This is a genomic window from Methylobacterium trifolii (assembly GCF_022179685.1).
Classification (GTDB): Bacteria; Pseudomonadota; Alphaproteobacteria; order Rhizobiales; family Beijerinckiaceae; genus Methylobacterium; species Methylobacterium trifolii.
The window spans coordinates 1-15054 of sequence record NZ_BPRB01000148.1 but is presented as its reverse complement, the minus strand read 5'-3'; the positions used below and the strand labels follow the sequence as shown (position 1 = coordinate 15054).

Genomic DNA, 15054 nt, shown 5'->3' with positions numbered 1-15054 from the left:
CGGATCTGGGCGTGTTCGCCATCGACAAGAAGGGCGATGGCGGCATGCGGCTGATCGAACTCGCCGAGGGTGTCGGCGAGGACGAGGTCCGCGCCAAGACCGAGGCCGAGTACACCGTCGCGCTCGCCGCGTAGCTTCCGTCCCGCTCCCCTCTGCGGGGGAGGGTGGCCGTCGCTCCCCTCTCCCGACCCTCGCTGACGCGAGGCCCACCCTCCCCCGCAGAGGGGGGAGGGAAGAGCCCAGCGGTCGAGCCGATGCCTAGCCCCCGGTCTTCTTGTCGGCGGCGCCGGGCGGCTCGCTCGGCTGGGGGGCGCCCTTGGGCAGTTCCGGGTTCTCCGGGTTGTGCGGGGCGGCGACCGGGGCCGGCGGGTTCTCGGCGGTGGCGGTGGGCTTCTCGATCTCCGGCAGGCCGTCCTTCAGCTTGGCGTTGATCGATTCGAGGTCGTCCGGCTCCGGGTTCAGGTCCTTGGCGTGCTGCCACTGGAACTTGCCTTCCAGCCGCCGGCCGGCGCGCCAGTAGGCGTCGCCGAGGTGGTCGTTGATGGTCGGGTCGCCGGGCTTCAGCTCGACCGCCTTCTCCAGTTCGCGCACGGCGTCGTCCCAGCGGCCGAGGCGGTAATAGGCCCAGCCCAGGCTGTCGACGATCATGCCGTCGCGGGGGGAGGCGTCGGCGGCCTGCTTCAGGAGCTTGAAGGCGTCGTCGATGTTGAGCTTCTGGTCCACCCAGGAATAGCCGAGGTAGTTCAGCACCTGCGCGCGGGCGGCGGGCTGGGTCGCGGGCACGAGCTCCAGGGCCTTCTTCAGGTCGGCCTCGGCCTTGGGCCATTGCTTGGCCCGCTCGTAGGCGGTGCCGCGGAAGTAGAACAGCGTCCAGAAGTTCTGCACCGGCCGGTCGCCGATCAGGCCGATGGCGCGGGTGTAGGTGGCCGTGGCCTCGTCGTACTTCTTGCGCGAGCGCTGCACGTTGCCGAGCGCCGTCACCACGTCGATGTCGTCCGGGTGGGCCTTCATGGCGGCGTCGAGATGGGCCAGCGCCTCGTCGCCCTTGCCCATCTGCTCCAAGTTCAGGCCCACCTGCACGTCGGCGTTGAGCTTGAGGGGTGAGGCGGCCGGGATCTGGGAATAGGCTTCGTTGGCCCGCTCCGGCTGCTTCATCCGGTCGAGGGTGTCGGCGAGCGTCAGGCGCGCCAGGGCGTGCTCGGGAGCGAGGTAGAGGGCGAGCCGCAGGTAGATCACGGCGGGCAGCTCGTCCCCTTGGGTCGAGCCGGCCGAGCCCAGGCCGTAGAGCACCTCGGCGGCGCCCTCCTGCGCGGTGGCGACGATGCGGGCCAGCGGCTTGCCGGCCTTGAGCTTGTCGAGGGCGTCGCGCACGATCGGGTGGCGCGGCATCAGGGTGTCGAAGTCGGTATAGGCCTGGATCGCGAGGTCGGTGCGGCCGGCATTGGCCTCGAAGCGGGCATAGGCGTCGACGACCCGCAGGGTGTTGCGGTCGGCGTCGTAGGCGGCCTTGAGGCGCCGCTCGGCCTCGGCCTGGTCGCCGACCACGGAGGCGATCAGGCCGGCGTGGTAATCGCGAAAGGTGTTGTAGTAGCGCTCGCCCTTGAGCTTGCCCACGGTCTCCAGGGCGCGCTTGCCGTCGCCGGCACCCGCGAACGACCAGGCTGTGAGGAGGGTCGCGGTCAGGTCGGCCGCCGCCCCGCGCCCGCTGCGGGAGAAGTTCTGGCGGGCGGGGCCCCACTGGCCGGCCTTGATCTGGCGCACGCCCAGCGCGAGGTTGGCGAGCCCGTTGGTGGTGTCGCGGGTGACGAGGCGCTCGGCCGCGCGGAAGGCGTCGGGCAGGGCGCCGTCGGCGAGCAGCGAGACGAAGGCCCGCTCCAAGAGTTCGGCGTTGCGCGGGTCGGCCTTCACCGCCTCGCGGTAGAAGTTGGCCGCCGCCGCCGTGTCGCGGGAGGCGCCGGCGATGTAGGCCGAGAGGAAGTTGCCCTCCAGGGATTCCGCGGGCTCGTACTCGGTGACGGGGAGCGACTCCCGCGGCTGCGCGGCCTGGGCCGCCGGGGCGAGGCCGGCCGCGAGGCAGAGTGCGAGCACCGACACGGTGCGGCGGGCGCGTTTGTCGTTGTTGAACACCAGTCGCGGCTCCTGCGCACGCCGATCCGCGAGACGAGCCGGCGCAAAATCGGCGGGACAGTGGACCCTTACCGCCATGCCCGCAAGGCGAAAGGATGGCGCGCCTCAGTCCCGCGCCAGCATGGCGCGGCCGATGGCGAAGACGCGTCCGTCCCCGAGGAGATGCGCGGTGAAGCCGGCCGGGAACAGGGGCTCGAAGGCCCGGTCGCGCACGTTGAGGCCGCCGGCATAGGCGCCGAAGGCCGGCATCACCAGGCGGCTGCCGTCCGAGACGAAGCAGCGGCGGCGCACGGTGCGCCCGCGCATCGCCACCTTGCCGCAGGGGTGGAGGTGCCCGGCGATCTCGCCGGGTGCGGCGCCCGCCGCCGGCTCGTGGCGCAGCCTCAGGCCGCCGAGCGTCAGGCTGTCGGCGTAGCGCCCGCCGACGCCCTCGTGGACCGCCGCATCGTGGTTGCCGGCGATCCAGACCCAGTCGCGCCCCTCCTGGAGGGCTGCGACCATGGCCCGGTCGCCGGGCTCCATCCGCTCGGGCCCGCGGGCATCGTGGAAGGAATCGCCCAAGGCCACGACGCGGGCGGGGTCGAGGCGCACGACCGCCTCGTGCAGGCAGGCCAGGGTCTCGCGGGTATCGTAGGGCGGCAGGAACTGGCCGGAGCGGGCGGCAAAGGCCGAGCCCTTCTCCAGGTGGAGGTCGGAGACGACGAGGGTGCGGTGCGCCGAAAGCCACAGGCCGCCGCAGAGGTCGAGGGTCAAGGCCTCGCCCGCCAGGGTCAGGGTGGGGGCTTTATGCGTCTTCTCGAGTCTCAGGCCGAGCGCCACGGTTCCGTCCTCGATGCGGGGAGGGGGGCCGCCACCGCTCACGACAGCGCTTCTTCGAGAAGCTGCGCCTCGGCCTCGGCCAGGATCTCGTCGGCCCCCTCGCCGTAGACCCGCTCGCGCCCGATCTCGAGCATGACGGACACGGAGAGGGGCGAGACCCGGTCGAGGGCCCTGTGAGTGATTCGCCCTTGGATACGCTCTAGCATCATGCCGAGCCGCCTCACGTCGAGGAGTCCGGTTGCCGCATCCTGCCGCGCGGCCCGAAGCAGCAGGTGGTCGGGCTGGTGCTTGCGCAGCACGTCGTAGATCAGGTCCGTCGAGATCGTGACCTGCCGCCCGGTCTTCTTCAGGCCGGGATGGCGCCGCTCGATCAGCCCGGCGATCACGGCGCATTGGCGGAAGGTGCGCTTCATCATCGCCGATTCGTCGAGCCACGCCTCCAGGTCGTCGCCGAGCATGTCCTGGGCGAACAGCTCGCCCAGGAAGCCCGGCTCCGCGGCGATGCGCTCCGAGAGGTCCCGGTTCATCCAGATCGCGATGCCGTAATCGTTGGCGGCAAACCCCAAGGGCCGCAGCCGCGCCCGCTCCAGGCGCCGGGCCAGCAGCATCCCCAGGGTCTGGTGCGCGAGCCGGCCCTCGAAGGGGAAGGCGGTGAGGTAGTGGCGCCCGGCCCGCGGGAAGGTCTCGACCAGGAGGTCGCGTTCCCCCGGCAGGACCGAGCGGCTTCGTTGCAGCAGCAGGTAGTCGGCGACCTGTCTGGGCAGGCGGTCCCAGGCGAAGGGGTCGGCGATGATCGCCCGCACGCGGGCGGCCAGGTACGTCGAGAGGGGGAACTTCGAGCCGGCATAGGACGGGATGGCCGGGTCGGTGCCGGGGCCGGCCCGCGTCACCAGGGCCTCGTCCTCGGAGAGCCCCTCGAAGCGCAGGACCTCGCCGGCAAACAGAAAGGTGTCGCCCGGCGTCAGGGTCTCGCAGAAATCCTCCTCGACCTCCCCCAGCACCCGGCCGGTCTTGGGCAAGACCGTGCCGGGCTTGCCGCGGATCGACCGGGCGAGGCGCACCTTCACCTTGGCCGATTCCACGATGGTGCCGACGTTCATGCGGTAGGCCTGCGCCACGCGGGCGTCCCGCACCCGCCACAGGCCGTCTGCGCCCCGCAGGATCTTGGCGAAGCGCTCGTAGGCGCGAAGCGCGTAGCCGCCGGTGGCGACGTAATCGACCACCGCCTCGAATTCCTCCCAGGCGAGGGTGGCGTAGGGGGCGGCCGAGACGATCTCGTCGTAGAGCGCGACCGGATCGAAGGCGTCGGCGCAGGCCATGCCGAGGACGTGCTGGGCCAGCACGTCGGGGGCGCCCAGGCGCGCGTCGGGGGTGTCCTGGGCCGCCTCTTCCACGGCGTCGAGGGCCGCCTGGCATTCGAGGATCTCGAAGCGGTTGCCGGGCACGAGGTAGGCCTTGGAGGGCTCGTCCATGCGGTGGTTGGCCCGGCCGATCCGCTGCATGATCCGGCTCGCCCCCTTGGGCGCGCCGACGTTGACCACGAGGTCGACGTCGCCCCAGTCGATGCCGAGGTCCAGCGTCGCGGTGCAGACGATGGCCCGCAGCCGGCCCTCGGCCATGGCGGCCTCGACCCGGCGGCGCTGGCTCGCATCCAGCGAGCCGTGGTGGAGGGCGATGGGCAGGACGTCGTCGTTGAGGCGCCAGAGCTCCTGGAAGGTGTATTCCGCCTGGAGCCGCGTGTTGACGAAGACCAGCACCGTGCGGTGGGCCCGGATCAGGTCGTAGATCGCCGGCATGGCGTGCTGGGCGGTGTGGCCGGCCAGCGGCAGGGTCCGGCCGGTGTCGAGCAGGCGCAGGTCGGCCTTCGCCCCGCCCCGGACGACGACGAGGTCGGCCATGGGGGCCGGGACGGGCGGCGGCGTCTGCGGAACCAGATACTTCCGCAGCTCGTCCGGCTCGCGCACGGTCGCCGACAGGCCGATGGCGGTGAGCCCCGGGCTGAGCCGGTGCAGGCGGGCGAGCGCCAGGGAGAGCAGGTCGCCGCGCTTGGACGTGACCAGCGCGTGCAGCTCGTCGAGGATCACGCAGCGCAGCTCCGAGAAGAAGTCGGCGGCCTCGCGGTGGGCGATGAGCAGGGCGAGCTGCTCGGGCGTGGTGAGCAGGATGTCGGGCGGGCGGGCGATCTGGCGGGTGCGCTTGTGGGCCGGCGTATCGCCGGTGCGGGTCTCGACCCGGACGCCCAGGCCCATCCCGGCGATGGGCGCGTCGAGGTTGCGGGCGATGTCGACGGCCAGGGCCTTCAGGGGCGAGACGTAGAGGGTGTGGGGGCCGCGCCGGGCGCCCTTGCCGCGGGGCGCGCCGGAAAGGGCGACGAGGCTCGGCAGGAAGCCGGCCAGCGTCTTGCCGGCCCCGGTCGGCGCCACGAGGAGCGCCGAGCGGCCCCGGCCTGCGATCTCGAGCAGGTCGAGCTGGTGCCGGCGCGGCGCCCAGCCCCGCCCGGCGAACCAGTCCGCGAAGGCGGGGGGGAGCGGGCCGGGTCCGCGCGCGTCCCCGCTCAGGCCAGGGCCATCAGGAAGCGGTCGATCAGTTCCAGCGCCCGCTCGGACATCGCGCCGGGGTAGCGCACGAAGACGTGGCAGCCGCCCGGATAGACCGCGGTGTGGCCGCCGTTGCCCGCCGCCGCCCAGCGGCCCGCCATGTAGAGGGTGTCGTCGAGCAGCGGATCGCAGGTGCCGACGGTGAACAGGGCCGGCGGCAGGCCCTTCAGGTCGGCGTAGATCGGCGACACGTCGGGGCGCCGGCGGTCGATGCCGTCGCGGACGTAGCCGTCGGCGAAGGTGGTGAGGTCGCGGGTGTTGACGACGAGGCGCTCGTCCCCCCAGTTCCGCACGGAGGGCGTCAGGCCGAGGTCGAAGAACCCGGCATTGAGGTTGGCGCCGCGGAAGGCGCGGGGCAGGCCGTGTCTGTCGCGCAGGCGCAGCAGCACCATCACCGCGAGGTGGGCGCCGACCGACTCGCCGCCGATGGTGAGCGCCGACACGCCGAACTCGGCCTTGCCCGGGCCGGCGAGCCAGAGCGCCGCGGCCTCGCAATCCAGGAGCGCCGCCGGGTAGGGATGCTCGGGCGCGAGCCGGTAATCCACCGACAGGGCGATGAAGCCGCAGGTATCGGCGATGCGCTCCAGCCAGGGGTCCTGCTCGTCGGCCGAGCCCCAGACCCAGCCGCCCCGGTGGATGTGCAGGTAGGCGCCGCGCAGCCTCACGCCGGGCTTCGGCCGGATCATGCGCAGGGCGAGGGGGCCGCCGGGCCCCTCGATCGTCACGGTCTCGGCCCGCGCGCTGCGGGGCATCGCCGGGGAGGCCTGGGTGCCGGCGCGGCGGCGGGCGCGCACCTCCGCGATCGGCAGCGACCAGGGGTCGTCCTGCGCGGCATGGGCCGCGACGATCTCGGCGTTGAGCCGCTTCGTCTCCGGGTCGATCGCGGCCGGGTCGAACAGGGCGTGGTCGATCATGGTCCCGTCCGTGTCGCGGTCTCGTATCGGGCCGGCTGGCGCGCCACGCAAGGCCTGCCCCGGGCGCGTCCGCGACCTGCGTCGAGTTGTGCACAATGGTAGTGCATCTTGGCCGAGGGCGACCGCATTTCCACCTCCGAGCCTGGCGCGAGACGGCCTAACGCGAGAGGGCGCATTCGGTTTCCCGGGACTGTGTCGCATCCGTCACGCTTCCGCCGGGTTCGGCGGGTGAAAGGGGGCCTTTCGCGAGGACCCGCATGATCGTCGAGCACGACCCGCGCCGCCAGGGCGCCCCCCATCCCGGCTCGTACGACCGCCAGGCCTATCCCGGACGCGGCTCGGCGATGCGCCGCTTCCTCGGGGGCTCACCCGCGGGCGTGTTCCTGCGGCTGCTGTTCCTGTCGATCCTGGCCGGCGCCTTCATGGCGATGCTCGGCCTCACCCCGGCCCGCCTGTTCTGGCACGTCTACGATTCCGTCCGCGCCCTGGTCGACCTGGGGCTGGCCACGGTCCAGGATTTCGGCGGCTGGATCCTGGCCGGCGCCGTGGTGGTGGTGCCCCTCTGGCTGGTCGCGCGCCTGTTCGCGGTCTCGAAGTAGGGGCCTTGCGGCCGGCGCGGGTCGGCCCCTGCGCCGGCTCGGGTTGAGCGGGGCGCGCGATCTCCTAGAACCGGGGCGGTCCTCTCGCCTGATCGGCCCCGCGATGTCCATGACCAGTCCCGTGACCGGCCGGCGCGTCCTCGCGCTGGCGCTGCCGATGACCCTCGCCAACGTCACGACGCCGATGCTCGGCTTCGTCGGCGCCGCCGTGATCGGGCGGCTCGGCGATGCGGCGCTCCTCGGGGCGATCGCTCTCGGCGCCGTGATCTTCGACGCGATCTTCTGGTCCTTCGGGTCGCTGCGCATGGCCACCGCCGGGCTCACGGCGCAGGCGGTGGGCGCGCGCGACACCGCCGAGGTCGACCGGACGCTTGCCCGCGCCCTCTGCGCCGGCATGCTCGCCGGCCTCGCGCTGCTGCTGCTCCAGGTCCCGATCGCATCCGCCGCCTTCGCGATCAGCGGGGCGAGCCCGGCGGTGGTGGCGGGCCTCGCGACCTACTTCCACATCCGCATCCTGTCGGCGCCCTTCGTGCTGGGCAACTACGCCGTGCTCGGCTCGGTGCTCGGGCGCGGCCGCACCGATCTCGGCCTGTTGCTCCAGGTCGCGATCAACCTCGTCAACATCGCCCTCACGCTCCTCCTCGTCCTCGAACTGGACCTCGGCATCGCCGGCGCGGCGCTCGCCACCCTCTGCGCCGAGGGCGCCGGCCTCGTCCTCGGGCTCGTCGTGCTGGCGAGGCTCGGCTCGCGGCCCTTCCGGGTGCCCCTCGCCGAGATCCGCGACGCCGCCGCCCTGAAGCGGACGCTGGCCGTCAACGTCGACGTCATCGTCCGCACCCTGGCGCTGGTCTGCGGCATCGTCCTGTTCTCGGCGCTCGGCGCGCGCCAGGGCGACGTGACGCTGGCCGCCAACGCCGTCCTGTGGAATCTCTTCCTGATCGGCGGCTTCTTCCTCGACGGCTTCGCCACCGCGGCCGAGGCCCTGTGCGGGCAGGCGATCGGCGGGCGCGACCGGCCCGGCTTCCGCACGGCCTCGCGCCTGAGCCTGGTCTGGTGCCTCGGCTTCGGGATCGGCGTCAGCCTGCTCGCCTTCCTCGGCGGCGGCGCCTTCATCGACTTCGTCACCACGAACGAGCCGGTGCGCGCGGCCGCGCGGCACTACCTGCCGCTTGCCGCACTCGCGCCCCTCGTCGCCGCGGCGCCGTTCGCCTACGACGGCATCTATATCGGCGCGACCTGGACGCGGGCGATGCGCAACCTGATGCTCGCCGCCCTGCTGGCCTATTGCCTGGCGCTCGCCGCGGTGCAGGGCCTCGCGCTCGGCAACACCGGCCTGTGGCTCGCCTTCCTGGGCTTCCTGGCCGCCCGCGGCATCGGCCAGGCGATCGCCTTTCCGGGCCTGGAGCGGCGGACGTTCTCGGGGTTTTCGCGGGCCTGAGGGTTCGCGTGGACGACATCACGCGCTTGCTGCGCACCCGAAGCCTTTCGCCCCTCGCATCGCGCAAACGCGTTCGGGCGACGTGCATGCGGATCGATCGTTTCGCCACGACGCCCGTGGCCGATGGGCTCGAGGCTAACGGTTGCCGGCCCGCTCACCTTCGCCCGAGCGAATCCAGCGGCCCTGAATCGATCTGCTCGAGAATCCGCGTCAGTGCCGCGACGTTGTTGTTGTCCTCGGTGCTTTCGAGCGCGTCCTGCAGGACCAGGCGGATGTCCTCGGCCTCGACCCTCTCCATGTCCCAGTTCGGATAGAGACGCTCCCGCTCTTCCTCGCTCTGGCCCAGAGAGACGATGTCGTAATGGCGCGCATCGCCATACAGGCTCGCGATCAGCGTCTGGATCTGCGCGGCCGGCCCTTCGATCCACTGGAAGAAGACGCCGCTGCCGAAAACCAGCACCCCGGTGATGCCGCGCGCGTGATTGTGGCGCTGGGCCGCCTCGACGATGCGGCCGACCTCGGCGTCGTCGACGCCGTCGGCGGCACGGCTGCAATAGACGAAATGATAAAGCGCGGGCAGCGCGGCTTCGTTCAACTCGGCGCCGCGTGGAAAGCCGTGTTCGTCGAACATGCGTGGGCTCGCTCAGTTCATGCCAGGCAGGCCGTTCCGCCCGGTGCGTGAGCGGCAGGATAGCGCAACTGACGGGATTTGGGTTCGAATCTGATCGCCTAGGCCGTCACTCGGGCACCGAATGTGCGGCTCCTCGACGGGCCCACCAGCGCGCTCACCTTCGGCCGGACCGATTCGGCGATGACCATCGTGCGGGATCGCGCGCGCGGCATGATTGCCGGCGCGGTTCCGTCCGACATGGCGCTCGCGGCGCGTTTTGGCCGACCGCGTGATCCCAATGCGCCGACGGCCCTCAACTTTCCACCGCTAGCGCGGGTCCTTCCAGGTCGAGCCGCCCGTCGCGCCGGTGGTGGCGGGCATCGTCGGCGTGAGCGAACGCGGCTCGGCCGCGACGCTGCGCTGGACCGTCCGGCGCGGGGGCAGGGCGCTGCGGCGCGTGCTGCGGGCGCGGCGATAGCGGCGCGGGGCCGCCCGCTCGCTCGATGCGCCCACGACGCCGCCGACGATCGCGCCCGCCACGGCCCCGATCGGCCCGGCCACGAGGGCGCCCGCCACCGCGCCGGAGCCGACGCCGAGGGTGGTGTTGCTCGCAGCCTGCGCCGCCTGCGGCAGGATCAGGCCGCCGGCCAGCAGCAGGCCGAGCCGGACCGTCGTCCTCAGTCGCGCCATCGTCGTCATGCGTCCCCATCCTGCGATCCCGGACGGGACCTTCGGGGCGCGTCTGGCCGGCGAAGGTGACGAAAGCGGGGCCGGCGCCTTCGCGCGCGCAGGTGTCAAACGCGGCGCGTTCTCGCGCGTCCTGCCGCGCCGGTGGTAGCGTGGCCGGAGGTTTGCTCTAGGGTTCCCCGCGTTTCATGCCGGCGCGTGGCCGAGGGCGCAGGGGAGCGCGACCGGGCCCGGCGCGCGATGATCAAGAAGGTCTGTCCATGTCCGATCTCCGCCTCCGCCGCAGCGTCCTCTACATGCCGGCCTCCAACCAGCGGGCCCTGGACAAGGCCAAGACCCTGCCGGCCGACAGCCTGATCCTGGACCTCGAAGATGCGGTCGGCCCCGAGGAGAAGGAGCTTGCCCGCACACAGGTCTGCGCCGCGGTGAAGGGCGGCGGCTACGGCGACCGGGAACTGGTGATCCGCGTCAACGCCCCGCAGACCCCCTGGGGCGAGGCGGACCTGCGGGCGGCGATCGAGGCGCGGCCCGACGCCATCCTGATGCCGAAGGTGTCCTCGCCGGCCGTGCTGGAGAGCATCGCCAACCACCTGGAGGCTCTGGACGCCCCCGAGGACATCGCGATCTGGGCGATGATCGAGACCCCGGCGGCGATCCTCAACATCCAGGAGATCGCGCGGGCCCGGCGCGACCGGCGCACCCGGCTGACCTGCCTCGTGCTCGGCACCAACGACCTCGCCAAGGACACCTGGGCGCAGCTTGTGCCCGGCCGGGTGCCGATGCTGCCCTGGATGATGTTCACCCTGGCCGCCGCCCGCGCCGAGGGCCTGACCGTGCTGGACGGCGTCTGGAACGACATCGGCGACGTGGACGGCTGCCGCACGGAGTGCCGCCAGGCCCGCGACCTCGGCTTCGACGGCAAGACCCTGATCCACCCCAACCAGCTGGAGCCCGCCAACACCTCCTTCGCCCCCACCGAGGAGGAGGTGCGCCGCGCCCGCCTGGTGATCGAGGCCTTCGACAAGCCGGAATACGCCAAGCGCGGCGCCATCAAGATCGAGGGCCGCATGTACGAGCGCCAGCACATCGGCATGGCCAAGCGCGCGGTGACGTGGTCGGACGCGATCGCGGCCAAGGGATACTGAAGGGGCTCGGCCCCGGATATCGAGGCGGGGGCTCAGCCACCGGGGGGCATCGTGAGGGCGAGGCCGTCCGGGCTCGCCCGGTAGCGGGTGCGCTGCGTGCGCGGGTCGCGCCCCGTCAGCGTGACGAGGCCGGCCTCGTCCAGCCCCGCCAGCGCCCGCAGGACCAGGGCGTGCTCGACGGCCACGGCCTTGGCGAAGCTCCGGCTGTCGGCCGGAAGCCCGAGATGGAGGGCGGCCAGGATGCCGGCCTCCAGGCTCGTCAGGCCGGAGCGGCGCCGGACGATCTCCGCGACGAGGCCGAGGAAGGCCGCCTCGCTCACGCCGCCGCGGCCACGGCCCGCGGACGGATCGCCACCAGGACCGACTTCGAGGTCGGCGTGTCGCTCTGCGCCCCGAAGCTCGACAGGGGCACCAGCACGTTCAGCTCGGGATAGTAGCCGGCCAGCGACCCGCGGGGCATGTCGAAGGGGACCAGCCGGAAGTCCTCCGCCACGCGCACCGTGCCGTCGTCATGCAGCCCGTGGATGTCGACCCGCTCGCCGCAGCGCGCCCGCAGCACGGCGAGGTCGTCGGGATGGGCGAACAGCACGCGGCGCTCGCCGTAGACGCCGCGGTAGCGGTCGTCGAGGCCGTAGATCGTGGTGTTGTACTGGTCGTGGCTGCGGAAGGTCTGCAGCACGAAGGTGTTTGTTTGGGACTTGGCGATCTGGTGTTCGGTGGCTTCCGGCAGGGCGTCGGCGGAGAAGTTGGCCAGCCCCGTGTCGGTCTCGAACACCCGCTCGGCGGCGAGATTGCGCAGCATGAAGCCGCGGGGCCTGCGCACCCGGACGTTGTAGCCGGCAAAGCCCGGGATGGTGCGCTCGATCAGGTCGCGGATGCGGTCGTAATCGTCGCTGAGCGCGGCCCAGTCGATCCGCCCGGAGCCGACGGTCGCCGCCGCCATGCCCGCGATGATGGCGATCTCGGAGCGCAGCTCCTTCGAGGCCGGCTTGTTGATGCCGCCCGAGCCGTGGACCATGCTCATCGAATCCTCGACGGTCACGATCTGCGTCTTGCCGGCACCGTTCCGGTCGATCTCGGTGCGCCCGAGGCAGGGCAGGAGGTAGGCGACCTGCCCCGGCACCAGGTGCGAGTGGTTGAGCTTGGTCGCGACGTGCACGGTGAGCCGGCAGCCCGCCAGGGCTTTTGCGACCAGCGCGGTGTCCGGCGTCGCGCGGGCGAAGTTGCCGCCGAGCCCGATGAAGGCCTTGGCCGAGCCGTCGAGCATCGCTCCGATCGCCCCCAGCACGTTGTGGCCGTGCCGGCGCGGGGCCGCGAATCCGAACGTGCGCTCCAGGGCGTCGAGGAAGGCGGAAGGCGGCTTCTCGTTGATGCCGACCGTGCGGTCGCCCTGCACGTTCGAGTGGCCCCGCACCGGGCACAGGCCCGCGCCCGGCCGGCCGATATGCCCGCGCAGGAGCATCAGGTTGGTCATCTCGCGGATGGTGGCGACCGAGTGCCGGTGCTGGGTCACGCCCATCGCCCAGGTGCAGATCACCTTGTCCGCCTCGAGATAGACCTGCGCGGCCGTCTCGATCTCGGCCCGCGTCAGGCCGGACTGGTCCGTGATCGCCTCCCAGGCCGTCGCCGCGACGGCGGCGCGGTAGGCGGCCACGCCCGCGGTGTGGCGGTCGAGGAAGGCGTGGTCCAGCACCGAGGGGCGGCCCGCGGCCAGAGCCGCGTCGTCGGCGGCGAAGACCGCCTTGGCGATGCCGCGGAAGGCCGCCATGTCGCCGCCGAGCCGCGGCTGGAAGTAGTGGCTCGCGATCGGGCGGCTGGTGCCGCGCAGCATCTCGACGGTGTTCTGCGGGTCGGCGAAGCGCTCCAGGCCGCGCTCGCGCACGGGGTTGAACACCACGACCTTGGCGCCGTGCTCCGCGGCCCGGCGCAGGTCGCCCAGCATGCGCGGATGGTTGGTGCCGGGGTTCTGGCCGACGACGAAGATCGCGTCCGCCTTCTCGAAATCCTCCAGCAGCACGGTGCCCTTGCCGATGCCGATGGCCTGGGTCAGGGCGATGCCGCTGGCCTCGTGGCACATGTTCGAGCAGTCGGGGAAGTTGTTGGTGCCGTAGGCCCGGGCGAAGAGCTGGTAGAGGTAGGCGGCCTCGTTCGAGGCGCGGCCGGAGGTGTAGAACTCGGCCTGGTCCGGGTGGTCGAGGGCCCGCAGGCTCGCGCCGATCTCGGAGAACGCCGCCTCCCAGGTGACGGGGAGGTAGCGGTCGCTCTCCGCATCGTAGCGCATCGGGTGGGTGAGGCGGCCCTCGCCCTCCAGGGCGTAGTCGCTCCAGCCGCGCAGTTCGGCCACGGTGTGGCGGGCGAAGAAGGCCGGCGGGGTGCGCTTGTCGGTGGCCTCCCAGGAGACCGCCTTCACGCCGTTCTCGCAGAACTCGAAGGAGGAGCCGTGCTCCGGGTCGCCCCAGGCGCAGCCGGGGCAGTCGAACCCGTCCGGCTGGTTCGCCTTCATCAGCGCGCGCGCCCCCGAGAGCGGGGCGCGGCTGCCCAGCAGGTGCTTGCCGCAACTCTTCAGGGCACCCCAGCCGCCGGCGGCGGAGGAACGCTTGGGAGACCCGACCGGCTGGTCCATTCCGATGTCCGAGAGACGGGCGCCGCGCGCCGTGGAAGGCGCGAATTAAGGGGATCGGCGGCCCCCTCACAATCGCGTGTGGGCGCAGCCCCCTCATGCATCCGGCACCGGACCTCACCTGGCGGACGCCGTCGTTCGGCGCCGCCTTGCGCTGGATTCCGGACGCCGCGGTGAGGCGGATGCCGGGCCCGCCCTGTCGGCGGCGTGCGCTGCCACCCTTTGCGCCGGACGCCCGAGGCTCTATGCGCGGGGCATGCACGACGCCCCATCCCCGTATCGGCGGGATTCCATGCCGTGGACGCACGCCCACGGCCGGGACGATCTGAGCGGCCATGGAATCTGATCCCCTCCGCCTGACCTGGCGGGCCGCGCGCGGCCGGCACATGGCTGCGATGGCCTCGGCGATCGGGCTCGGCGGCCCGCTCTGCGCCCTGGCGCTCCTGTGCCTGCGCGACCTCGTCGGCACGCTGACGCGGGACGAGGCCGCCAGCCTGCCCTTCCTGCGCCTCGCCGTGCCGCTGCCTGCCCCGAAGGGCGAGTTCGTCCTCGCATCGGGCTGGACCCTGGCACCGCTCGACCTCGAACGCGCCGCCTTCCTCGGCCTCGCCTTCGCCGCCGTGGCCCTGGCGGCTTTGGGCTGGGTCGTCGCACGCGCGTGCTTCACCGCCCAGAACCGCGCGGTCGGGGCCCTGCGCGAGGCCGCGACCAGTGCCATCCTCGACGCGCCGGCCGGCGCCCGCGACGAGGCGCGCAGCCTCGCCGGCCTCGTCGGGCAGGCGCTGGCCGGCATCGACGGGCTGCTCGGGGTCGGGCTGCTCGTGCCCGCGATGGCGCTGGCCGCGATCCTCCAGACCCTGGCCTTCGCGGCGCTGGCCGCCCCCCGCCTGGTCCCGGCGGCGGCGGTGGGGCTGCTCGCCGTGGCGCTCGCCCGCGCCCTCATCCTGCAGCGCACCCGCACCCGCGAGGACCTGCGGCGCGGCGCGGGCGCCACGGCCGAGCGCACCCTGACCGACCTCGTGCGCCGGATGCCGGCGGTGCGCGCCCACGGGGCGCGGGCTCTGGAGCGCGCCCGCATCGCCGCCAAGGCCGGCATCGGCCGCGCCCGCATCGCCCGCGCCGAGGCCCGCCTCGCCTATGCGCGGGCGCCGGCCCTGGCACTCGCCGTGATCCTGCCGGCCATCGCCGCCGGCACCGCCCTCTGGCGCGGGGGCGGTGCCGGGGCGGTGCCGGCCAAGGCCGTCGATCCGGCAGCGCTCGCCCCGGCGGGGGGCGCCTTCGCCATCGCCGCCGTGCTGATCGCGATCTCCCTGCGCCTGTGGAGCGTGCACGCCACCATCCGCCCGGTCTTCCGGGAACTGGCGCGCAGCGTCGCCAACCTGGAGAGCCGGGGCCGGCGGACCGCGGCATCGGGGCTGGCCCTGCCGCGGGCGGGCGACCTCGTGGCCCGCAACGTCGGCGCCTTCGACGCGGCGACCGGCGAGCGGCTGGCCGGCGT

Annotated in this window: 11 protein-coding genes and 2 pseudogenes; 5 read left to right on the top strand and 8 right to left on the bottom strand. The window is 72.9% G+C overall.

Annotation, left to right across the window (positions count from 1 at the left end; translation table 11 throughout):
• Positions 1-134 (top strand): annotated as a pseudogene (locus COGEMETH_RS13910) (succinyl-CoA--3-ketoacid-CoA transferase); the annotation flags it as partial.
• 124 nt (positions 135-258) lie between these two features.
• Here COGEMETH_RS13910 and COGEMETH_RS13905 read toward each other — a convergent pair.
• The 4 genes from COGEMETH_RS13905 to COGEMETH_RS13890 all read right to left on the bottom strand — a co-directional run bounded on the left by COGEMETH_RS13905 (position 259) and on the right by COGEMETH_RS13890 (position 6457).
• Positions 259-2127 carry a tetratricopeptide repeat protein gene (locus COGEMETH_RS13905; RefSeq protein WP_238183231.1) on the bottom strand — a complete coding sequence of 623 codons (1869 nt, stop codon included), beginning with the start codon at positions 2125-2127 and terminating at the stop codon, positions 259-261.
• Positions 2128-2232: 105 nt separating this feature from the next.
• Positions 2233-2946, bottom strand: a complete 714-nt coding sequence (gene pdeM, locus COGEMETH_RS13900) for a ligase-associated DNA damage response endonuclease PdeM (protein ID WP_238183234.1) — start codon at positions 2944-2946, stop codon at positions 2233-2235.
• A 38-nt stretch (positions 2947-2984) separates the two neighbouring features.
• Positions 2985-5504, bottom strand: coding sequence for a ligase-associated DNA damage response DEXH box helicase (locus tag COGEMETH_RS13895; protein ID WP_238183233.1), 2520 nt, complete (start codon positions 5502-5504; stop codon positions 2985-2987).
• Positions 5501-6457, bottom strand: a complete 957-nt coding sequence (locus COGEMETH_RS13890) for an alpha/beta hydrolase (RefSeq protein ID WP_238183230.1) — start codon at positions 6455-6457, stop codon at positions 5501-5503. Before COGEMETH_RS13890 ends, COGEMETH_RS13895 begins: the two co-directional genes overlap by 4 nt.
• A 257-nt stretch (positions 6458-6714) precedes the next feature.
• Between COGEMETH_RS13890 and COGEMETH_RS13885 the strand changes: the two genes are divergently transcribed.
• Together COGEMETH_RS13885 and COGEMETH_RS13880 are read left to right on the top strand one after the other, a co-directional pair.
• The gene (locus tag COGEMETH_RS13885; RefSeq protein WP_238183229.1) at positions 6715-7056 is read left to right on the top strand and encodes a DUF6460 domain-containing protein; all 342 of its coding nucleotides are present in this window, start codon (positions 6715-6717) and stop codon (positions 7054-7056) included.
• 109 nt (positions 7057-7165) lie between these two features.
• Positions 7166-8494, top strand: a complete 1329-nt coding sequence (locus COGEMETH_RS13880) for an MATE family efflux transporter (protein WP_238183228.1) — start codon at positions 7166-7168, stop codon at positions 8492-8494.
• A gap of 154 nt (positions 8495-8648) precedes the next feature.
• Here COGEMETH_RS13880 and COGEMETH_RS13875 read toward each other — a convergent pair whose 3' ends face one another.
• Together COGEMETH_RS13875 and COGEMETH_RS13870 are read right to left on the bottom strand one after the other, a co-directional pair.
• Complete coding sequence (locus COGEMETH_RS13875) at positions 8649-9125, bottom strand: BLUF domain-containing protein (protein ID WP_238183227.1); 477 nt, start codon at positions 9123-9125, stop codon at positions 8649-8651.
• Positions 9126-9431: 306 nt separating this feature from the next.
• Positions 9432-9803, bottom strand: coding sequence for a hypothetical protein (locus COGEMETH_RS13870; RefSeq protein WP_306421748.1), 372 nt, complete (start codon positions 9801-9803; stop codon positions 9432-9434).
• Positions 9804-10051: 248 nt separating this feature from the next.
• Between COGEMETH_RS13870 and COGEMETH_RS13865 the strand changes: the two genes are divergently transcribed.
• The gene (locus COGEMETH_RS13865; protein ID WP_238183226.1) at positions 10052-10936 is read left to right on the top strand and encodes an HpcH/HpaI aldolase/citrate lyase family protein; all 885 of its coding nucleotides are present in this window, start codon (positions 10052-10054) and stop codon (positions 10934-10936) included.
• A gap of 32 nt (positions 10937-10968) precedes the next feature.
• Here the strand turns inward: COGEMETH_RS13865 and COGEMETH_RS13860 are convergent, their stop codons facing one another.
• Both COGEMETH_RS13860 and COGEMETH_RS13855 read right to left on the bottom strand, forming a co-directional pair.
• The gene (locus COGEMETH_RS13860) at positions 10969-11256 is read right to left on the bottom strand and encodes a hypothetical protein (RefSeq protein ID WP_238183225.1); all 288 of its coding nucleotides are present in this window, start codon (positions 11254-11256) and stop codon (positions 10969-10971) included.
• Positions 11253-13559, bottom strand: coding sequence for an FdhF/YdeP family oxidoreductase (locus tag COGEMETH_RS13855; protein ID WP_238183224.1), 2307 nt, complete (start codon positions 13557-13559; stop codon positions 11253-11255). Before COGEMETH_RS13855 ends, COGEMETH_RS13860 begins: the two co-directional genes overlap by 4 nt.
• Positions 13560-13891: 332 nt before the next feature.
• Between COGEMETH_RS13855 and COGEMETH_RS13850 the strand changes: the two are divergent.
• A pseudogene (locus tag COGEMETH_RS13850) lies at positions 13892-15054 on the top strand (ABC transporter ATP-binding protein); the annotation flags it as partial.